We start from the raw sequence: 19,963 nt of genomic DNA, 5'->3' as shown, positions 1-19,963 counted from the left end.
GTCGACAGCCGTCAAGTCGAGCTACGCCTCGGATGAATGAGAAGGCACTTCGCCATCAAGGATGGTCGGTTGCTCTCGCTGATGATGCATCATCTGGCACACTTATCAGCAAGGAGGAACCATGACAATTCAATCTACAGCGATGAAGCTACTGCGTTGGGCTCATGAGCAGTCGCTGCTTCGGCCCGACGCATATTCTCCCGGCGATGGCTTTGGAAGCCCGGAATTTGACCCGCCAATAGGGCTCACATCACTCGGCATCCTTAGGCAAAAGCAAATCCGGTTCGTGGGAGTTCATGAAGCCGCTGGGCGAATTGTTGTTTACCTGAGTAAAGCAACACCTAGCGAAAAGGTCCTGAAAACACTTCCGAAGACAGCTGACGGATTTGCTCTTCAATTTCGACAGGGCAACCCCGAAACTGTTTCTCCCGCGCACGTCGCTGAGGCAACAAACACCTGCTCGATGCATATGACTGCGAATGGTGCGCACTACACGTGCGGCAGTTCGGTATCTGTTGGCAACGCTGCCGTTGCAGGGACGCTGAGTTGCTTGCTTAGAGATCCCATTACCGGGGACGTTTATGGTCTTTCAAATAATCACGTTACAGGAGGCTGTAACTATGCGCCAGTAGGATTGCCAATCGTTGCACCTGGGATCATGGATGTCACTCCCAGCAATCCAGTGCCGTTTACGGTTGGGACTCATACTCGTCAACTGACAATGCATATGGGTGATCCCACCCAAGTCGATGCAATGGCGAACAGAGATGCGGCCATCTTTAAGATTCGAGACCTGTCAAAAATATCTTCGATGCAACAGAATCACTATGACACTCCGCTTGGATCATTGCCGCTCGTCGCAGGCATGAAGGTGGAAAAGGTAGGCCGTTCCTCGGAACGGACTGAAGGTGTCGTGCAATCGAAATGTGTTGGTCCATTGCCTGTCACCTATTCGGCGACTCAATACAACTTCTCTGGCTCCGTCTATTTCGAGCCGATATTTGTGGTGCACGGTATCGGAGATAGATTTTCGGAAGGTGGTGATTCAGGTGCGTTAGTAACGCATGTTGATGCTAACGGGGTACGGCACGCAGTCGGGATAGTTGTAGCCGGGTGTGCCGACTCTTCTGCCCCTGGGCAAAAGATCTCCCTAATTGCGCCAATTCAACCTATACTGAATGAATTCGGGCTGACCCTCGTCTGCAATCACAACGTGTAACATGGTCGCTGCAACACTGTCCGATGCATCAGAAAGTGCAGCTGCTCTGATGAAGAGCATCGATGCGGTGGTTGGCTGCGTCTCGATTGCAGCCACTACTGAGCCCAATGGTTCAATCGTTCTACGTGTATGGCTACGCGCAGGCACAAGCATATCGAAGCTTCCGAGCACATTCGCTGGTTATCCAGTTCGAGTTGAGCGTGTACCGGAATTTAAAGCTGAGGCAGATTGCCTTTGACATGAAATATCACCAGAGCGTCACTAGATACGATGAAGTGTGGGATCTAATTAGGCGCTCGAACATGACTCATGTCGGTAAGCCGATGCTTGCGTCGAAATCTCGACGTTGAGCGCATGCATTCTTGATCGCCATTGCGGATACTCGGCAATCTAATTTGAGTAGCTGCAGTCGTCCTAGGAAACAGTGCAGTTGAACGACGGCTTCACGGCCTCAGCCGGCCAACCTGAAATATTTTATCGATGTCCCATACCGGCGGTAGCAGTCATTGGCACACCAAAACCGAATTTCGGCAACCAGCCTGAAGACGATGTTCAAGTGAGTTTGGGCGCTGTGGAGCTAGCCAGATGCACTGCCGCGCCACGTTTGCCGAGCTTGCGAACATCGGCAATACGCTGCATCTGGCCGGCTCTGGGCTTGGACTGCCCCTTTTCCCAGTGGTAGACGGTCTGTAGCGACACCCCCAGCAGCTTGCCCATATCGGCCGCCGACAGGCCCAGCTTCTTGCGCAGGTTGGCAAAGCCATCTGCGCGGAAACGTAGCTGCGGGCCTTCCTCCGACGTCCTGCTGGTCTCGACCACAGGCTTACCTTTACGCAGCCTGGCGATCACGCGATCCTGCTCGGCAATGCGCCGCCTGAGTGCCGCAATATCAGTGCGGTACTGGGCTGACGCCTTCTTCAAGGCTTGGGTTTCGGCGCGGATCTCTTTACGGGCAATACGGGAGATCTCTGCCTTAAGCTGGCTGGCAAAGTTGGCCATTTCATTCTCTGAGTGTTATCGAGTGCCCCATCTTAACGAGTGCAGGATGGCATTTACGACAGCGTGCGACACAATGCACATTCCTCGGCTGTGCTACAGAACTGGTGAGGCGGAGCTCCGGAGCAAGAACACGTCGAGCATCAAGCCCCTCCTTAGGGGAGAATGACCTTGTCAACCCGGAAAGCACAGTGCAGCTGGCACATGCATATAGCTCTTATATTGGGAGATAGGGCTGGAGTACCAATCCTTACATTTGTTGAACACGCTTGAGAATCCAAGTCGCCTCTGACCTGCATTTGGAACTTCTGCCTGAGGATCTGAGGGTAGAGATCCTGGTCGACCCCCACCCGAACGCTGAGCTACTGATCTTGGCAGGAGACATCCATACCGGGGTTGAGGCCATCCGGCATTTCCGAAACTGGCCTGTCCCCGTACTCTATGTCGCGGGAAACCATGAGTTCTATGGACAGACCTGGGAAGATGTCCGGGAGAGTTTGCGGGAGACGACTGCCGGCACGTCCATCCAGATCCTGGACAACGACGCCTGCGTCATCGGCGGTGTCCGCTTTCTGGGGACGACCCTTTGGACCGACTTCGCCATCGATAGGGCGCGTCCGGCACCCAGCGCCATGGAGTTGGCGGGGACTTATCTGAAAGACTTCTTTGAGATTCACACCCGGTCAGCCGAGGCCTCCACGGGGCGGATCACGCCGGCCCTGATGCTGGCTGATCACCTAGCATCCCGTACATGGCTCGAAGGCGAACTAGGACATGAATTCGTCGGCAAGACGGTGGTGATCAGCCATCATGCACCCCATCGCCTGAGCGTGCACCGCAAGTACGTTGGCCATCCATTGACACCCGCTTTTGCCTCCGATCTATCGGAGCTGATGTATCGGACGGATCTCTGGATCCATGGGCATGCGCATGACAGTTTCGACTATCAGGTGGGGCGATGCAGGGTGGTCTCGAACCCGGCTGGCTATTCGCTGAGTCACCGCGGCAGGCTCTCTGGGCGCGAGTCGCTTCAATTGGAGAATCCTGGGTATCAGGCCAGCTACCTGGTCATGATCTAGTAACAACTGGCCTTCAATCTTCAGCATAGGGGGATATTCTCCAAATGCGGCATGGAACGACAGACTTTGGCTCCGAGCTTGGTTGAGCGCCATCGGCGCTAACGGCCTCTGGTGTTCATTTGCCTTAATTGCTGCACCCCAACAACCCACAGGTCAAGGGCCGGATTGCAGCGGGTGCTGCCTGTCGTAGCGTAGCCGCGCGAATTCCGGTATTGGCTGCCTTGCTGTCATTGAACAGCCCGTGCGCTGCTGCGGTCTATGCCCGGTCTGCGATAGGCCACGGACATTGCCGGCTGCAACTTACGCGCGCCGGCGTTGTCGGTATGCGGAATGTCTAATACTCAACTCGGCGAAATCACGCCGCCGATTCATGGCAGAAGACGATAACAGCAAGGGGTGACCTTGTGTGAGTCAGCGCTCTTCAGCGCAGCCATAGCACCGTCGTGACTTGCATGACCGAGCCGATCTGGTTAATCGCCTGCCCCTGCTCGAAAGACATAGCGCTCCAAGTCGCTGCGATTTCGCAACGACACCCTTGTCCGTCGCGGTCGGTTCAGTTGAACGTCCAGCCAGTACTGCGCGGCGAAGTAGCCCACCAGACACTTCTTGATCTGAGCCTTCCACGCCCAGCCCTGCGCATCTCTAGTCATGCCGAAATCACGGGCGACAAGGCTTTGCTGCGCAGCCGTCAACCGTGCATCCGGCACCACAATGACCTCCACCGTCGAGTTCCACTCCTTGTCGTCATCCGCAGTCGCCGGACTGATGGCATGGTGTGCGCGTGTTTCGTCGAAGCGGTGCAAGGCAAAGTCGCGGAAGGCCATGTGTTTGGAGTCATAGGCACGCACGTACCACCACTCGCTGCTGAAGAACAGCGCATGCGGCCAAAGGATTCGGGGCGTCGGCTTGGCGGTTTCCATCGAGAGGTAGACCACCTCCAGGCCGTGGGCGCGCTGAATGGCGAACAGTAACTGCCTGAGCACCTCAGGCAGCACCCGCGCTCGAGGAGCCGGAAGCGATGCGTGTCGGGCAAGATCAGGGTGCAGGCCGAGACTGGGAAGTTGCTTGACGGTCTTGGCTTGGATACCGGCTTTGAGGAGCGCCAGGTACTCCTCCGGATCACCAGTGGCCAGCACTGGCTGAAATTGCGCCGTCGGCTGATAGATCTTCAGGCGGTTGTTGTATGTGAGATTGTCAGGACACCGGTCCCGGTAAGTGGTGAAGTCGCGCGTGACTTGCGTCGGCGCTACTCCGAATGACGCGGACACGCGCTCACGCTGCACTGTGCCGTCCCACAACGCGAGCGTCTCGATGAAGTGGAGCCGTTGACGCTGAGCGAACGCGACGTCGGCAAAGACTTCCATAATTCCCATTTTACAGCTTATCATCAAAATAGATGCTACTATTGTATTGATTGTAATCACCAAAATGAGTAGTGTTACAATCGTATCCACAAACAACCATCAACGCACAGCTTCCTCCACATTTATGACCGCGCACGACAGTGATCAGTGGCTGGAAAGGTTGGGCTACGACAGCGGTTCTGCGTTCCTGCATCGAGCAGCGGACGGCCTAAAGGGCCAGCATCGTTACGGGCCGGAACTGGACGTGCTCTTGGATCCGGCTGGACCGATCCGAGCGCATGCGGTCTTCGACGTCGAAGGCGTTCCCACGGTCTGCTTCTTTCACGACGATGGCCTGCTCAATGATGCGCAGCGGCTCAATGACATCCGTCGCAGGATCTGGAACCAGAATCTCGTCAGTATCATCCTGGTACTGAGCGGGAGCACAGTTACCCCGGTGCCAGTCTCCAAGCGTGCAAACGTGGGGACGCCGGTGCAGCAGTCAGCTGCGTCTTCTCACGGACTCTTCAGTGCCGCGGATGTCCAGTCGGGCGATCTCTACGCCCGGCACGCCGACTGGTTCCGGCATGAAGAGCGTGTGGACTCCTACCTGCTTCGCAACTTGAACGAGGCAGTACGTCAGCTCACCAAAGTCGCAGGCCTCTCCGATGAGCAGGCCCAGCAACTCGTGGGACAGCTGTTGTTCGTGTCCTACCTTGAGGAAAGAGGCATCGTCACCGACGTGTACCGGCGCGAGCGCAAGGTGGCGCGGATGGGCGATCTAGTGACGCAGCAAGATAGTGTCGGCATCCTACGCCTTCTCAAGCAGCTGAAGTCGGACTTCAACGGTGACTTCTTGGAGCCCAGCGCGGGCGAGGACCCCGTCTGGAAAAGCCTGCAACCTAATGGCTATGCCGTAGCCCAGCGCTTCCTGTCTGGCGAGGACATGTCCAGCGGACAGCGGCGCCTGTGGGGCTACGACTTCAGCTTCCTTCCAGTCGAGCTGATCTCGGGCATCTACGAGTCCTTCCTTCGCGATGAACAGGACGAGCTCGGCGCCTTCTACACGCCGCGGAACCTAGCCAACTTGGTCATCGACCAGGCGCTCGGCAATTGCGAGGATCTCGGCGCCCAGCGCATATATGACGGCGCATGTGGTTCGGGCATCCTGTTGACGACTGCCTTCAGGCGGATCCTCACCCACGTGGAGGCGCAGCGCGGACAACTGTTACCCCTAGCTGATCGAATTACACTGCTCAAGTCATGTATTTTTGGCAGCGACGTGAGCAAGGCCGCCTGTCAGATGACGGCGTTCAGTCTGTACTTGTCGCTGCTCGAGCGCCTTCAGCCAGCCGACCTGGCTCAGCTAGAACGCGGCGAGGGCGTCAAGCTGCCCAAGCTGCGGGGAGAGAACCTTTTCAGTGGTGCAGCGGGCGACTTCTTCGATACCAAGAACAAGCTGGTATCCAAGCCGTCGTTCACGGTTTTCATCTGCAACCCACCCTGGAAGGAGCCAAAGAAGGGGGCACAATCGTCAGCGGACACTTGGACCGAGAGCCAGGGCGGCGCGGTCGTGCGCCGTCAGATGGCAGCCGCCTTTGCACACCGCGCGCTGGACTGCGTTGAGTCGACCGGTCGGCTGTGTCTGATCCTCCCGGTGAGCTTATTTCTCGCGCCGACCAGCCAGCGCTTTGTTTCCGAGTGGCTCAGCAAGGTCAAGCTGCACCGGCTGATCAACTTCGGTGACCTACGCGATCTCTTGTTCGATCGCGCTCACCACGCCTGCGTGGTGGCACTGGCTACGCCGCGAGCAAGGAATCAGCAGTTCGTCCCCGTGGCCGAGCAGTTCGAGTATTGGGTGCCCAAGGCTGACACCAGCCTGGCCATGGGAAGGTTGACCTTGCGCGGAGAGGACAGGCAATGGGTACAGACCCAACGCATCGTCTCCAGTAACCAGGCGCTGACCACCCTGTCGTGGGGCGGGCCGGTCGACATCGCGCTTTGTGCCCGTTTGCGCCTGCACGGCCGGCTGGATGACATGGCGAATGGCCGTTTCGGGTCCTGGCAAATCCGCAAAGGTGTCCATCTCAACGACGCATCCCGCCCTCTGCAGAGTGCCACCAAGCTTCACGCGATGCCGCACATCCCCGTGAAGATCGTCCAGGGATCACTTCCCTTTGTCGACGAGGGTCTGCTCGACAACTTCCCGCGCGAGCAGAAGAAGGTCGTCGGCCTAGACAAAGAGCTACTTGCGGTGTTCAGTGGTCCCCGCGTCGTCTTTCCTGATGGCCCGTCGCCGGGCTTGGAAGTGCGCGCGCATTTCATCTCGGCCAGCGCGTCCTTCACCAGCAGCGTTGGCGTCGTTAGCGGCCCCGAGGAAGATGCGGATTTACTGAAATTCTTGGCGGTCTATCTACGGTCCGACCTAGTGCGGTACTTTGTAGTCATGAGCCAGTACTCGGTGCTGGTCGCGCAAGATCGCATCACCCTGAAGGACATCAAGAGCCTGCCCTTCGTGCCGCCTGCGCGGCATCCCAATCCAGAGAAGGCGCGCGCAATCGTGGCGGAGGCGGCGCAGGCCGTTGCGGACGTTCAAGGCTGCGATGTGTTCGAGCAGGACCGTCGATATCAGCAATTGCGCCGGAAGCTGCAAAAGCTGATCTTCCAGTACTTCGGCCTGAGCCAGAGCGAGACGCTGCTCGTGCAGGAAGTGGTTCGCGACGTCATCCCGTCCATCCAGCCGCGCGGGTTCAGCACGCTGCGCACTGAGCTGCAGTTGGACGCGCCGCTGGACAAGTTGTCCGACTACGCGGAGGCCTTGCGCGCCGAATTGGTGGCCTGGCGTGACGCGACGTCCGGACGGGGCGACTTTGAGGTCACCGTGCAGGCTGCCACAGCCGGCCAGGGCCGCTTTGCCGTCGTGCGTGTGAACCTGGTCGCTGCAGCTGGCAACGCGAAAGCCGCTCCCGCTGTTGAGGCAGACAAAGCCGTCCAAGCGACCATCCGGATGCTTCAGGACCGCCAACTCCTACCCATGCGAGTGACTTCCAACATTTTCCTGGCCGCCGATGTCGTGCTGCTGGTCGATTCGTCGGCCTACATCATCAAACCGATGCAGCGCCGAGCGTGGTTGCGCCGCAGCGCGCTGCAGGATGCCCAGCGGATCGTGCAGACCGCCCGTGGCGTTGGGGAAATACCGCGGGCGGAGGCGGCATGAGCGGCGGGCTGAGTTGGGGAGGCGTGTTCCCCACAGACGAATCAGCTATCGCCACCAAACTGCTTGTCGAAGCCTGGGCGCAGCTCACCAGTTCGGCCGGTACCGCCTTCAGGTCCTCGCTGTCCGAACCTAAGCTCACGGACCTCCTCTGCGAGCATCTGAAGGACATTTCCGAAGCCACTGGGCGCCTGACGGGGCGTTGGGGCCAAGAGAGCCCCTTCGGCAAGATCGACGCAGCGGCTGGCAAGCGAATCACCAGCTACCGCACCGACATCGAGTACTTCTCCAACCGTTCGACGCCGACGTTGAAGCTCGTTTACGAGTTCAAGAAGATAGACGGCAACAACCCTCGGACATTGACGAAGTACTGGGGCGCAGACGGCATGGGGCGCTTCATCGACGGCGACTACGCGATCAAGCAGCCGGTGGTGCTGATGGCCGGCATCGTGATCTCGCCAAAAGCTGCTTGCGTCAACAAGCTAAAAGCAACTTTAGCCTCCAATCGCTGCGAGAAGTTGAACTGGCGCAGCGCCGCACGGATCATCGAGCCGTCGCAAGGCTTCCACGAAGCCCATTTCGACACGGAGCACCTGAGGCCGACCGACAAGCAGCCACCCGTCGGGTATGTGCGAATCTGCCACCTCTTCCTTGATTTTCCGTCCTGACGACAGCCGTCAAGCACACGCCGAGATGATTTTTCTGGCGTCGTTCAGCGCGATAGCGCTGGGTTTCGTGATCGAAATTGAGCTGCTGACATTCCAGGTGGTACGGCCACTTGTTGCCATGGAACATGATTTTTCCCGTCCCGTAAGACGATGAGCAAACAGGCGACGAGCGTGCCGTAGGCTGCTGGCACCGTACTCAACAACGGCAGCACTTCAGCGGCAAAGGCGGCCATCATCCTCGGGGCAATGAAGTAGTTAGATGGTGCGCTCCCGTCCCAGTACCGCTGGCGGAAATAGTCATAGCCGTCGAAATCGATTCAGCATCGAGCGACCCAGCGGCTCCTTGTCGGTCGAACAGCGACTTCAAGCTGGCGGCATTCGCTTCGTGTCCAGTTCCGTTTCAACCCGATTTAGCGCATTACTCGCTGCTCGTGCTGTCACGGCGCCAATACATGACGCATACTTGTGAATGCCGTTAATTGTGCATCGCACGGAGTGCGGCATTGAGTTGATCGACAACCTCTGACCAATCAGCATCGTCTTGAAGCTTTTCCCGAAGAAGGGTGGCTTGCGCAGCACTCCAAAACGGCGCGTCCTCTAATCGCACCTCGGCAAACAACGGTGAATTCTTCTCGATAAATGCGCGGATATCGGCTGGCTCGCGCGAGAGGCCAATCTGGGCAAAAAGCTCAGAGAATCGGTGATAGAAAGCATCCATTTCAAAAACCTCTTCTTGCGTCTTCAACCATTTCGCGTACACACCAACTTGCGTAGACGGGGCCCAGGAGCCATCCCAGCCATCTCAGGGCTGCCCGGCTGGGCAGTTGGTAGTCAATCCAGACTTGCAGGCGCGCACCTTGACCTTCTGCTGCCAGGTTGAATCCCATGCGATAGGCTCCAATGACGAGCAAGCGCGGCTCGCCAAGCGTGGCCCACGCCTTGCGTAAGGGTGGCTCATATCCATTCACGATCTCGTCCAGCCCGAGTTCAATGCCGGCGACACGCCCGTTCATGCGGATAACCGAGCCGACACGATGCCCCTGGAACTGATCCAGCTCGAAATTGAATTTCGAGCCCAAGGTCATCCACGACGCTTTGGTCATGTGCGCCGCGAGTCGGCGTTGGTCGTCCAGCCTGGCAAAGATCTGCTCCGGCGCTGCATGGATCAGCGCCACAGCCTCGGCATGTCTCTCTCGCTGTTGACTCATCGCCGTAGACGCAATGCATTACCGATCACCGACGCCGAACTGAAGCTCATGGCCAGTGCGGCAATCAGGGGAGAAAGCAGCCATCCGGTCACTGGATACAAGACGCCGGCGGCCACCGGAATACCCAGCGCGTTGTACAGGAAGGCAAACACGAGGTTCTGCTTCATGTTGCGCACGGTGTCTTCCGACAAGGTACGTGCCACCGCAATCCCGCGCAGATCGCCCTTGACCAGGGTGATCTGCGCGCTGTTCATCGCCACGTCGGTGCCGGTGCCCATGGCGATGCCGACATCCGCTTTCGCCAGTGCTGGCGCGTCGTTGATACCATCGCCCGCCATCGCGACGACCCGACCTTCACGCTGCAGCTTCTCTACAAGAATGAGTTTGTCCGCCGGCTTGACCTCACCATGCACCTCGTCTATCCCCAGGCGGGCACCGACCGCCTTGGCCGTCGTCAGGCCATCGCCGGTGGCCATCACGATGCGCATGCCGGCTGCCTTCAGGGTGGCCAGCGCCTCGGGCGTGCTGGCCTTGATGGGATCGGAGACAGCCAGCAGCCCGGCCAAGCGGCCGTCAACCGCCAAATGCATGACGCTGGCGCCCTCCGCACGGAGTGCCTCAGCCTGGGGAACGAGGGTGTCTACCGACACGCCCATCTGCTGCATCAGGGTTGTATTCCCCAGCGCCAGTTGCCGTCCGCCAACGCTTCCGCGCACGCCGATACCGGATCCAGACTCAAACTGCTCAGGCTTGTCCAGCGCAAGGCCGCGCTCGCGGGCGGCGCGCACGACGGCGTCGGCCAAGGGGTGCTCGCTGCCCTGATCCAGGCTGGCCGCCAGCCGCAACACTTCGTCCGCATCGAAACCGGCAGCCGCAACCGCGCGGTCGAAGGCCGGCCGACCCTCCGTCAGGGTGCCAGTCTTGTCGATGATCAGCGTGTCGATCCGGCGCATGTGCTCGATGGCCGCTGCGTCGCGGAACAGCACACCACGGGTGGCGCCCTTACCCGTAGCCACCATGATAGACATGGGCGTCGCCAGTCCGAGCGCACAGGGACAGGCAATGATCAGGACGGCAACCGCATTGATCAGCGCATAGACCCAGCTAGGCTGAGGCCCAAAGAACCCCCAGACAAAGAAGGTCAGCAGCGCAATGGCAACGACCATGAGTACGAAATACCCGGCCACGATGTCCGCCATGCGCTGCATCGGCGCCTTGGAGCGCTGGGCCTGCGCCACCATCTGAACAATCTGCGCCAACATGGTCGAAGAACCGACTTTTTCTGAGCGCATGACCAGGGCGCCGTTGGTATTCATGGTGGCACCGATCACCTTGTCACCGACCCGCTTTGTCACGGGCACTGGCTCTCCAGTGAGCATCGATTCGTCAACCGCGCTACTCCCTTCCTCCACCACGCCATCCACCGGCACCTTTTCTCCGGGCCGGATGCGCAGCCGGTCGCCAACATGCACATGGGTCAAGGGCACGTCCTCTTCCGAACCATCGACACGAATGCGCCGCGCAGTCTTGGGCGCCAAACCCAGCAGCGACTTGATAGCGGCCGAGGTCTGGGACCGGGCTTTCAATTCGAGCACCTGCCCCAAAAGCGTCAGCGAAATGATGACTGCAGTGGCCTCGTAATAGACGGCCACACGGCCCATGGCAACGAAGGAGGCCGGGAACACTTCCGGCGCGATGGTAGCTACCAGGCTGTAAAGAAAGGCGGCACCGGTGCCCAAGCCGATCAAAGTCCACATATTGGGACTGCGGTTGAGAACCGACTGCCAGCCGCGCTCAAAAAACGGCCAGCCCGCCCACAGCACGATCGGCAGGGAGAGGACCAGTTCGATCCAGCTCTGTCGTGCCATGTCAAACCAGTTGAGCTGGTGGCCAAACATGGCCAACACCGTCACAACCACTGTCAGCGGGAGCGTCCACCAGAAGCGTCGCCGAAAATCTTTCAGCTCAGGGTTGTCTTCCTCTTCCAACTCCGGCAGCAAAGGCTCAAGGGTCATGCCGCACTTGGGGCATGAGCCCGGATGGTCCTGCCGGATCTCCGGATGCATGGGACAGGTGTAGATCGTCCCAATGGGCGCCGGCGCTGACACCGGTGCGGCGGCTACCGGGCTTGCGTAGCGCTCTGGATCAGCGGCGAACTTGCCTTGGCACTTCGCACTGCAGAAAAAGTAACTCTGCCCCTGGTGGCTGAGGCGGTGTTCTGACTGCGCGGTGACGGCCATGCCGCAGACCGGATCTTTCAAACCAGTCGTCTGCGCCGGTGATGTCGAGGCTGGTTTTACCCCATCATGATGATGGTGTTCGTGATGAGCATGTTCATCCATGGCTTCAACTTCCCTTCTGTTCTCAAACAATCTTGGCGCAGCGGCAGTTCAGTCAACGGCCGCAGCAGCATCCACCTTGACCTTGCGTGGCTTTGGCGCTGGTGCAGCGCCCCATGGCAGGGCTCGGCGAATCTTCGCTCCCTGATGCCGTCGAACCTGAAACCAGTTCCCCCTTGTAGCCAGCTTCAGTCAGCGCATCCAGCATATCCTGCAGATGGTTTCCATCACCTGGAGACGCGACCATCGCCCGTCCTCGCGCGAGATCCACGTCAACATGACTGACACCGGGAACGCGGGTCAACGCTCTGCGCACGGCGTTGGCACAAGAGCCGCAGGTCATACCTTCTACTGACAGTTCCATCGAGCTCATAAGTTTCTCCTGTTAGGCGTCTCTATTGACGCAGATACCAAGATAAACCTTCCCATCATGTCAATGTCAAGCGTTATTCCCGAGGCTTGATCATCCCCTCGCCTGTTCAGTTTGGCTTTACCCCCAGCGGAAATACACCATCCATTTCGTGGCGTAGCTGCCATTGCTTCACCAGAGCATAAATGGCCGGGATAACGGCCAACGTGAGGACGGTTGAAGAAATCATGCCTCCGACCATGGGGGCGGCAATACGACTCATGACCTCGGAGCCGGTGCCGCTGCCCCACATGATGGGCAAAAGACCCGCCATGATCGCTACCACGGTCATCATCTTGGGCCGCACGCGTTCAACGGCGCCATCCATCACCGCCGCGTAGAGGTCGGCCGCTCCCGGGGTCTTCCCCTCCGCCTGGCACCGAGCCTTCACCTCTTCCCAGGCGTGATCCAGGTAGATCAGCATGACCACTCCGGTCTCCGCTGCTACCCCGGCCAGAGCGATGAAACCCACGGCCACGGCAACCGACAGGTTGTAATCCAGCAGCCACATCAGCCAGATCCCGCCGACCAGGGCAAACGGAACGGAGAGCATCACGATCAGGGTTTCCGTGAGACGCCTGAAGTTCAGGTACAGCAACAGGAAGATCAGCGCCAGCGTCACGGGGATGACCACCTTCATTTTCTGGATAGCCCGCTCCATGGACTCAAACTGGCCGCTCCAGGTTGCGTAATATCCCGGCGGGAACTTGACCCGTTCAGCCACGGCCTTCTTGGCATCGGCCACATAGCCACCGATGTCCCGATCCCGGATGTCCACATAGATGTACGCGGACAGCAAGGCATTTTCGGTGCGGATACCGGGCGCACCCTTGGCTATCGAAAGAGTCGCCACCTGCCCCAGCGGCACCATGGCGCCGCCCGGCGTCGGCACCAGCACCTGTGTCGCGATCTGCTGCGGATCGTTGCGCAACTCACGCGGGTAGCGCACAGTGACGCCAAAGCGCTCGCGCCCTTCGACCGTGGTGGTCACCATTTCGCCGCCCAGCGCCGTCCCGATGACTTCCTGCAACTCACCCACATTGAGCCCATAGCGTGCCAGCTGCGGGCGATCGGGCTCGATGTTCAGGTAGTAACCGCCGGTGATGCGCTCGGCGAACGCCGAACTGGTGCCAGGCACCGTCTTGACGACCGCTTCAATCTCCTTGGCTAGACGCTCCATCTCGGCCAGGTCCTTGCCGAACACCTTGATACCTATCGGCGTGCGTATGCCGGTCGAGAGCATGTCGATACGCGCCTTGATCGGCATGGTCCAGGCATTGGAAACACCAGGGAACTGCAGCGCCTTGTCCATCTCTGCGATCAGCTTGTCCGTCGTCATGCCGTCCCGCCACTCTGAGGTCGGTTTGAGGTTGATGACCGTCTCGAACATCTCGGTTGGGGCCGGATCGGTTGCCGTGTTGGCACGGCCAGCCTTGCCGTATACGGAGGTTACCTCCGGGAAGCTCTTGATGATCTTGTTCTGGGTCTGCAGCAGTTCGGCAGCCTTGGTGATGGACATGCCAGGCAACGAAGACGGCATGTACAAAAGCGTTCCCTCGTTGAGCGTCGGCATGAATTCGGATCCAAGCCTGGACGCCGGATAAAGGGTGATACCCAGCGCCAGCAGCGCAAGGCCAATGGTCGTCTTTTTCCAGATCATCACCCAGGCAATGATGGGGCGGTACAACCAGATCAGGAAACGGTTCACCGGATTCTTGGCCTCCGGCATGATCTTGCCGCGGATGAAGAACAGCATCAGGACCGGAACCAGTGTCACCGAGAGCATGGCCGCTCCGGCCATGGCGAAAGTCTTGGTGTAAGCCAAGGGCGAGAACAACCGCCCTTCCTGCGATTCCAGCGTGAAGACCGGCAGGAACGAGACCGTGATGATGAGCAGCGAGAAGAACAAAGCCGGCCCAACCTCCTTGCAGGCGACCACCATCGCATCGGCACGCTGGGCCGCCGTATGCTCGGACGGCAGGCGCTCCAGGTGCTTGTGCGCGTTCTCGATCATCACGATGGCGGCATCGACCATGGCGCCGATGGCAATCGCAATCCCCCCCAGACTCATCAGGTTCGAATTCATGCCCAGCAGGCGCATGGCGATGAAAGCAATCAGGACGCCGACGGGCAGCATCAGAATGGCAACCAGGGCGGACCGGACGTGGAGCAGAAACACCACGCAGACCAGCGCAACGATGAGGGATTCCTCGAGCAAGGTCCGCTTCAGCGTGTCAATCGCCCGGTGGATCAGGTCGGAACGGTCATAAACAGCCTCAATGGTGACCCCCTCGGGCAGGCCCGAGGAGACCTCGGCGACTTTTTCCTTCAGATTGTGAATAACCTCCAGGGCGTTCTGACCATAACGCGCCATGGCGATGCCGGAAACCACCTCGCCTTCGCCGTTGAGTTCGGTCAGGCCGCGGCGCTCGTCGGGTACCAGTTCCACCCGTGCGACGTCGCGCACCAGCACCGGTGTCCCCTTCTCGCTGCGCAGCGCCAGGGTTTCGATATCCGACACGCCGCGCAAATAGCCCTTGCCGCGCACCATGTACTCGGTCTCGGCCATCTCAATGACCCGTCCGCCCACGTCCCGATTGGAATCGCGGATCACCTGGGAAATCCGGCTCAGGGGTATGCCGTAGGCGCGGAGCTTTACCGGGTCGACCGTGACCTGATAGGTCTGGACGAAGCCTCCGATGGAGGCAACTTCAGAGACCCCGTGTGCCTTGGTCAGCTGATAACGAAGATACCAATCCTGCAGGCTGCGCAACTCGGCCAAGCTACGGTCTTTCGCCAGCAAGGCGTATTGATACACCCACCCCACGCCGGTCGCGTCGGGCCCGATCTGCGGGGTCACGCCCTTGGGCATACGTCCGGCGGCGAAGTTGAGGTACTCCAGCACGCGCGAGCGTGCCCAGTAGATGTCGGTGCCGTCCTCAAAAATGATGTAAACGAAAGAGGCACCGAAGAAGGAGAATCCCCGCACCACCTTGGATCGGGGCACCGACAACATGGCTGTTGTCAACGGGTAGGTAACCTGGTCCTCGACCACCTGCGGTGCCTGTCCTGGATACTCGGTGTAGACGATGACCTGGACGTCGGACAGGTCAGGCAGGGCATCCAGCGGTGTGCGGATCACGGCATAGATGCCGGCCGCGACAACGAACAGGGTGGCAAGAAGGATCAGGAAGCGGTTGCGCCCCGACCAATCGATGATTCTGGCGAGCATTTTTCTTCCCGTTAGCGACTCTTGTGTGCAGCGGCATCATGCGTTGGTGCGGCACGGCGCATTGCCGTCACCACCCACTCACCGGGCTTGCGCTCGACAAACTCGAACGCCACCATGTCGCCAAGTTTGTAACCCTGCAGCAGGCCGCCATTGGCGACAGCGAACTCCATCGACATGGCTGGCCATTTGAGGCTGGGTACCGGACCATGGCTGATTTCGACCGTGCCGTTCTTAAAATCGATACTTTCGATCGCACCCTCCGCCCGATGACCTGTCGTTGCCGCTTTCGGCGTCTCGCTCGATGGCTTCTGCCCGGCATCTGCACTGGAGCCATGACCCGCGTGACCAAAGCCGCTGACGGCTGCCTTGAGATTGCTCTCGGCATCAATCAGGAAGTTGGCAGATACAACGACGATCTCGCCGTTGCGCACGCCTTCCAGGACTTCCACCTCATTGCTGGCGCGCCGGCCTAGGCGGACCTCCCTCGGCTCGAAGCGCCCCTCCCCGACCTGGACGAGCACGAGCTGCCGCGTACCGCTGTCGATAACCGCCGAATTGGGCACCGTCACTGTCTGTGTGCGTGTTCCGACCGATAGTTCGATCTGCGCAAACATGGCTGGCTTGAGCAGCATGCCGGGGTTGGACAGCTCAATGCGCACGGGAATCGTCCGCGTCTCGGGATTGAGCGTGGGGTAGACATAGGTGACGATGCCCGAAAACGCCTTGTCAGGATAAGCATTGATCGCCACCTTGACCTTGGCACCGGTCTTCACGAGACCGATATCCTGTTCGAACACATCGGCCACTACCCAGACAGCGCCGAGGTCAGTGACTTGGTACAGCGCTTCGCCCGGCATGAAGCGCATGCCTTGCACGGCTCTTTTCTCTGTCACCAGGCCCTGGACCGGGGAACGGAATGCCAGCGTGCGTCGGACTTCCCCCGACAGCGTCAGGCCGGAGATCTGCTCTTCCGAGATATCCCAATTGCGCAGACGCTGCAGACTGGAGTCGGCCAAACGACGCATTCCCGACTGAACCTGATCCGCAGATCCTTGCGTCGACTGCAAGCCCTGCAAAGCGATCTGGTACTCGCGCTGCGCGGAGATCAGTTCCGGGCTGTAGACCTCAAAGAGCACCTGACCCTTGGCCACCGTCTGACCGGTCACGTTCACATGCAGGCGCTCCACATAACCCTCGAACTTCGGCGAGATGGTGTAGATCCGGCGCTCGTCGGGTTCGACCCGTCCCGCCGCACTCACTGTGCGTTCCAGTTTTTGGACGCGCGCCGCTTCGGTCCGAACCCCCAACTTCTGGATCTTTTCCGTGCTGATCCTGATCAGGCCCGTCCGACCCGAACTTTCTTCCTGATCCTCGCCCTCATAAACGGCGATGTAGTCCATGCCCATGGGATCCTTCTTCGGCACGGGAGAGGTATCGGGCAAGCCCATGGGATTGCGATAGAAAAGAAGCTTGCGTGCAGGCTTGGGCGTTTCGGCATTCGGCGATTCCGCCCCGCTCTCTGTGGCAGCCGCTTGCAGTTCGTGGCCTCGGTACAGGAAACCATAGCGAACTTCGAGCGCAATGAGGACCACCAAACTGACGCCCAGACCGGCGATCAGCCATTTGGACCGGACATTCATAGATCTTCTCCGATGATTCGTTCGATTTCAGCCAGCCGGAATTGCGCCTCTACCTGGGACTCCAGCTGACTCTGTCTGGCCTTGCGGATCTGCCGCTGGGCATCCAGCAGCGTCGCAAAGTCCACCTTGCCGTTCTCATACCCTACCAAGGCCGCCTGATAGGTGAATTCCGACTGGGGAAGTAATTGGGTCGCTACGAGATTCTCCGTACGACGGGCGGCATCGATCGCATCCACGTTCTCCGAAAGTTCGGACAGCAGTTGCCGAGTCGCAGACTCCTTGCGCGCCTGGGCTGCCTGCAGCAGGGCTTCGGATTCCCTCTCCTGAGCCCGACGGGACGACTGCTGCAGAGGTATATTCATTTCGATCATCAGTTCCCATTCCTTCACGGTTCCTTGGTACTGAATGGGAGACACCCCCAGCGTGATGTCGGGGTAGCGGTTCTTCAGCACGAGATCCCGGCTCAACTGGGCAGACCTGATGCGGGATTCCTCGCTACTGAGTTGCGGATTGCGCGTTATCGCACGCTCCTCCAGCCCTGTCAGGTTCAACTGTTCATGCGACGGTACTGGCCGCAGTGCCACCGGTTCTGCCAGGGACGCTCCGGCGGGCCGGGCCAGCAAGCCATTCAGACGTGCCTGTAGCTGACGACGTTCAGCGTCCAGCGCGATCAATTCATTGCGCAAGGCAGATTGTTCGAGCTGGGCCCGGATTACGTCCTGCTGGGCCGCCAGGCCGCCGGCGTAGCGGGCCTGCGTCACGCTCTCAAGACGGGTCATCAAGTCGATGATCTCGCGCGCAATTCTTTCGCTGCGATACAGCAGGTAGAGTCGTGCATAGGCAACTTTGATGCGACTTGAAATCTCGATCCAGATTCCCTGGCTGCGCCCCCTAGCTGCTTCGACATCCTGCTCGGCAATGTTTCGCTTCAGGTCCCGCTTGCCATACCAGGGGAACTCCTGCATCAGGAGATATCGCGTGCTGCCGACCTGGCCTGGAAGAAGCAGGGGGGATTGGTCCCCCTGGCGGGTCACGTCCCGAAGTTCGGCGCGGAAACGCGGGTCAGGCAAGGCCCCCGCAGACTCTACGCGCTGGGTCGATGCGTCCAACTCGGCGCGCATCGCAGCGTATTCAGGATTGCCCTTACGCGCGTAGTCAAGGAGACCGCTGAGTGACGCGCCGAGGTCCGACTCCTGGGCCACCGCGGGAAAAATCAGCGACAACCAAGCGATGGAGGCGCAAAGTAGAGTCCGGTAACTTGTTTTCATGACTATCGGTGCTTCCAGAGTCAGCATTCGGTCGATCGGGATGCGACCGAATGCTGACTGGCAGTATCGGAGCCTGGGACCGACAAATTCCTGACAAATTGATTACATTCTTGTAATCCATAAGGCGTGCGAACGCCGACTACTTTATGTTTGATCCCTATCAAACGCTGTCATGACGATGCGGCCGGCGCAAAGATCAGCGCATAGAGCCACAAAGCCGAGAATCCCACTGGAAGCACGAGCGGCGTGATCCGAACGAGGGCGTGGATACGTCCGCCGACGATCTTGCCGGCCCCATTGGCCCGATTGACAACCATGGTTCGCTCATAAACCTGAAGCGCCATCTTTTCGGCATCCGAAAGTTGAAACTCGGCGTTGATCCTGAAAACCAGCGCCTCCTGCTCCCTCAAATACACATCCTGTGCCCAGGTTGCCGCATAAATGGACGCCAGGATCACCACCGAGAGAACGATGGCCGCAATCGGCATCACGTGATGAAAAAATGACTGCCAGAGAAAACCGGTACTCCAGGAAGCTGCATACGCCGTCAGCAGAAACGACTGCGAGGTCACGTACCAAGTCACTCGGCTGGCGATCAAGGTGTTTTCAGCCTGAATGTCTTCTCGTAGCGCCCTCAGGATGTCGGCAAGAGCAAGAGATTTCGTTTCCATGATGGGTATGAATGGGGTCGCTGGCAGATTCTGATGACGATCAAACGCAGGACTGGCCCGGTGCGATCGTATAAATTGCCCCCTCGTTCGGACCGAACGATAGCAGCATACCGCTCAAAAGGAACTTGTGCCGGCAAGCTCAATGGCTACACCCGCCGCCCTTTCCGCTCTTCTGAATCGGTGGACAAGGCATGCTGCCATATGAGCAGTAGACGCAACAGTCTCCTGGCTTGGGGCGGAGCACGGTGTGGCACTGCTCGCACTCGTAGAACCACTGGCAAGCATCTGTAGGCATGATCTCCCGCTTGCTATGGCCACAGACCGGACAGGTCAGCATCGAATCTGGTACGACGGCGGTCATTGTGCATTCCCTAGCGGTTGAGACGGATAACCCGCCTCCTGAGTGGCCCAGGTCAGTGTCTCGACAAGGGTCTTGGCATCGTCGAAGCTCACGGTAGCCTGGCGTTTCTCCAGGCTCACCGCAATCTTGTTGACGCCGGGCACCAATGTCAGCAGCAGCATCGCCGCCGCCGTAGTAGCGCTCAAGTTACCCGACAGCTTGGTTGCATAGGACGATGTCAACAGCAGGGATAGCCCGAGCAACGCACCCAGCAGCGGCCAGCCACCGAAGGCCGGCTGTAAATGGACGATATATGTTGCTGATTGATCTATCAAAC

General features: G+C 59.2%; 16 protein-coding genes. 4 read left to right on the top strand and 12 right to left on the bottom strand.

What is annotated here, in order from left to right; all coding sequences use genetic code 11:
* Positions 1 to 121 precede the first annotated feature (121 nt).
* Positions 122 to 1,219: a hypothetical protein gene (locus HTY51_RS02930; RefSeq protein ID WP_174251324.1), complete on the top strand. Its 1,098-nt coding sequence runs from the start codon at positions 122 to 124 to the stop codon at positions 1,217 to 1,219.
* Between the two features lie 552 nt (positions 1,220 to 1,771).
* On the opposite strand, the gene HTY51_RS02925 is transcribed toward HTY51_RS02930, so the two are convergent.
* On the bottom strand, positions 1,772 to 2,218 hold the full coding sequence (locus tag HTY51_RS02925; protein WP_174251323.1) for a DNA-binding transcriptional regulator: 447 nt from the start codon (positions 2,216 to 2,218) through the stop codon (positions 1,772 to 1,774).
* 296 nt (positions 2,219 to 2,514) lie between these two features.
* Between HTY51_RS02925 and HTY51_RS02920 the strand changes: the two genes are divergently transcribed.
* Positions 2,515 to 3,294 (top strand): metallophosphoesterase, encoded by a 780-nt coding sequence (locus HTY51_RS02920; RefSeq protein ID WP_174251322.1) that lies wholly within the window; start codon positions 2,515 to 2,517, stop codon positions 3,292 to 3,294.
* Positions 3,295 to 3,764: 470 nt separating this feature from the next.
* On the opposite strand, the gene HTY51_RS02915 is transcribed toward HTY51_RS02920, so the two are convergent.
* Entirely contained in the window at positions 3,765 to 4,658 is an 894-nt protein-coding gene (locus tag HTY51_RS02915; protein ID WP_174251321.1) for a WYL domain-containing protein, read from the bottom strand.
* A gap of 124 nt (positions 4,659 to 4,782) precedes the next feature.
* Between HTY51_RS02915 and HTY51_RS02910 the strand changes: the two genes are divergently transcribed.
* The gene (locus HTY51_RS02910) at positions 4,783 to 7,854 is read left to right on the top strand and encodes an Eco57I restriction-modification methylase domain-containing protein (protein WP_174251320.1); all 3,072 of its coding nucleotides are present in this window, start codon (positions 4,783 to 4,785) and stop codon (positions 7,852 to 7,854) included.
* A complete protein-coding gene (locus tag HTY51_RS02905; protein WP_174251319.1) occupies positions 7,851 to 8,519 on the top strand; it encodes a hypothetical protein in 669 nt (222 codons plus the stop codon). The genes HTY51_RS02910 and HTY51_RS02905 overlap by 4 nt, the downstream gene beginning before the upstream one ends.
* Positions 8,520 to 8,994: 475 nt before the next feature.
* Here HTY51_RS02905 and HTY51_RS02900 read toward each other — a convergent pair whose 3' ends face one another.
* From HTY51_RS02900 to HTY51_RS02860, 10 genes are all read right to left on the bottom strand, one after another.
* Complete coding sequence (locus tag HTY51_RS02900) at positions 8,995 to 9,237, bottom strand: DUF2789 domain-containing protein (protein WP_174251318.1); 243 nt, start codon at positions 9,235 to 9,237, stop codon at positions 8,995 to 8,997.
* 1 nt (position 9,238) lies between these two features.
* On the bottom strand, positions 9,239 to 9,694 hold the full coding sequence (locus tag HTY51_RS02895; RefSeq protein ID WP_254606967.1) for an SRPBCC family protein: 456 nt from the start codon (positions 9,692 to 9,694) through the stop codon (positions 9,239 to 9,241).
* 29 nt (positions 9,695 to 9,723) lie between these two features.
* Positions 9,724 to 12,069 carry a heavy metal translocating P-type ATPase gene (locus tag HTY51_RS02890; protein WP_174251316.1) on the bottom strand — a complete coding sequence of 782 codons (2,346 nt, stop codon included), beginning with the start codon at positions 12,067 to 12,069 and terminating at the stop codon, positions 9,724 to 9,726.
* A 52-nt stretch (positions 12,070 to 12,121) separates the two neighbouring features.
* Positions 12,122 to 12,439 carry a heavy-metal-associated domain-containing protein gene (locus HTY51_RS02885; RefSeq protein ID WP_174251315.1) on the bottom strand — a complete coding sequence of 106 codons (318 nt, stop codon included), beginning with the start codon at positions 12,437 to 12,439 and terminating at the stop codon, positions 12,122 to 12,124.
* Between the two features lie 106 nt (positions 12,440 to 12,545).
* Positions 12,546 to 15,707: an efflux RND transporter permease subunit gene (locus tag HTY51_RS02880; protein ID WP_174251314.1), complete on the bottom strand. Its 3,162-nt coding sequence runs from the start codon at positions 15,705 to 15,707 to the stop codon at positions 12,546 to 12,548.
* 11 nt (positions 15,708 to 15,718) lie between these two features.
* Positions 15,719 to 17,347 carry an efflux RND transporter periplasmic adaptor subunit gene (locus HTY51_RS02875; RefSeq protein ID WP_217448234.1) on the bottom strand — a complete coding sequence of 543 codons (1,629 nt, stop codon included), beginning with the start codon at positions 17,345 to 17,347 and terminating at the stop codon, positions 15,719 to 15,721.
* Positions 17,344 to 18,615 (bottom strand): TolC family protein, encoded by a 1,272-nt coding sequence (locus tag HTY51_RS02870; RefSeq protein ID WP_217448233.1) that lies wholly within the window; start codon positions 18,613 to 18,615, stop codon positions 17,344 to 17,346. Before HTY51_RS02870 ends, HTY51_RS02875 begins: the two co-directional genes overlap by 4 nt.
* A 170-nt stretch (positions 18,616 to 18,785) precedes the next feature.
* Positions 18,786 to 19,286, bottom strand: coding sequence for a hypothetical protein (locus HTY51_RS02865; protein WP_174251312.1), 501 nt, complete (start codon positions 19,284 to 19,286; stop codon positions 18,786 to 18,788).
* A 139-nt stretch (positions 19,287 to 19,425) separates the two neighbouring features.
* Complete coding sequence (locus HTY51_RS18555; protein WP_254606966.1) at positions 19,426 to 19,647, bottom strand: GDCCVxC domain-containing (seleno)protein; 222 nt, start codon at positions 19,645 to 19,647, stop codon at positions 19,426 to 19,428.
* The gene (locus tag HTY51_RS02860; protein ID WP_174250811.1) at positions 19,644 to 19,961 is read right to left on the bottom strand and encodes a cation transporter; all 318 of its coding nucleotides are present in this window, start codon (positions 19,959 to 19,961) and stop codon (positions 19,644 to 19,646) included. The genes HTY51_RS18555 and HTY51_RS02860 overlap by 4 nt, the downstream gene beginning before the upstream one ends.
* Between the last annotated feature and the right edge of the window lie 2 nt (positions 19,962 to 19,963).

This window comes from Rhodoferax sp. BAB1 (assembly GCF_013334205.1).
Lineage (GTDB): Bacteria > Pseudomonadota > Gammaproteobacteria > Burkholderiales > Burkholderiaceae_C > Hylemonella.
This window is presented reverse-complemented; position numbering and strand designations above follow the sequence as displayed.

What these genes read in the sequence shown, in the direction of transcription:
- HTY51_RS02930 (WP_174251324.1), top strand. Translation starts at nt 122, where the DNA reads ATGACAATTCAATCTACAGCGATGAAGCTACTGCGTTGGGCTCATGAG.
- HTY51_RS02925 (WP_174251323.1), bottom strand. Translation starts at nt 2,218, where the DNA reads ATGGCCAACTTTGCCAGCCAGCTTAAGGCAGAGATCTCCCGTATTGCC.
- HTY51_RS02915 (WP_174251321.1), bottom strand. Translation starts at nt 4,658, where the DNA reads ATGGAAGTCTTTGCCGACGTCGCGTTCGCTCAGCGTCAACGGCTCCAC.
- HTY51_RS02910 (WP_174251320.1), top strand. Translation starts at nt 4,783, where the DNA reads ATGACCGCGCACGACAGTGATCAGTGGCTGGAAAGGTTGGGCTACGAC.
- HTY51_RS02905 (WP_174251319.1), top strand. Translation starts at nt 7,851, where the DNA reads ATGAGCGGCGGGCTGAGTTGGGGAGGCGTGTTCCCCACAGACGAATCA.
- HTY51_RS02900 (WP_174251318.1), bottom strand. Translation starts at nt 9,237, where the DNA reads ATGGATGCTTTCTATCACCGATTCTCTGAGCTTTTTGCCCAGATTGGC.
- HTY51_RS02890 (WP_174251316.1), bottom strand. Translation starts at nt 12,069, where the DNA reads ATGGATGAACATGCTCATCACGAACACCATCATCATGATGGGGTAAAA.
- HTY51_RS02885 (WP_174251315.1), bottom strand. Translation starts at nt 12,439, where the DNA reads ATGAGCTCGATGGAACTGTCAGTAGAAGGTATGACCTGCGGCTCTTGT.
- HTY51_RS02880 (WP_174251314.1), bottom strand. Translation starts at nt 15,707, where the DNA reads ATGCTCGCCAGAATCATCGATTGGTCGGGGCGCAACCGCTTCCTGATC.
- HTY51_RS02875 (WP_217448234.1), bottom strand. Translation starts at nt 17,347, where the DNA reads ATGAATGTCCGGTCCAAATGGCTGATCGCCGGTCTGGGCGTCAGTTTG.
- HTY51_RS02870 (WP_217448233.1), bottom strand. Translation starts at nt 18,615, where the DNA reads ATGAAAACAAGTTACCGGACTCTACTTTGCGCCTCCATCGCTTGGTTG.
- HTY51_RS02865 (WP_174251312.1), bottom strand. Translation starts at nt 19,286, where the DNA reads ATGGAAACGAAATCTCTTGCTCTTGCCGACATCCTGAGGGCGCTACGA.
- HTY51_RS18555 (WP_254606966.1), bottom strand. Translation starts at nt 19,647, where the DNA reads ATGACCGCCGTCGTACCAGATTCGATGCTGACCTGTCCGGTCTGTGGC.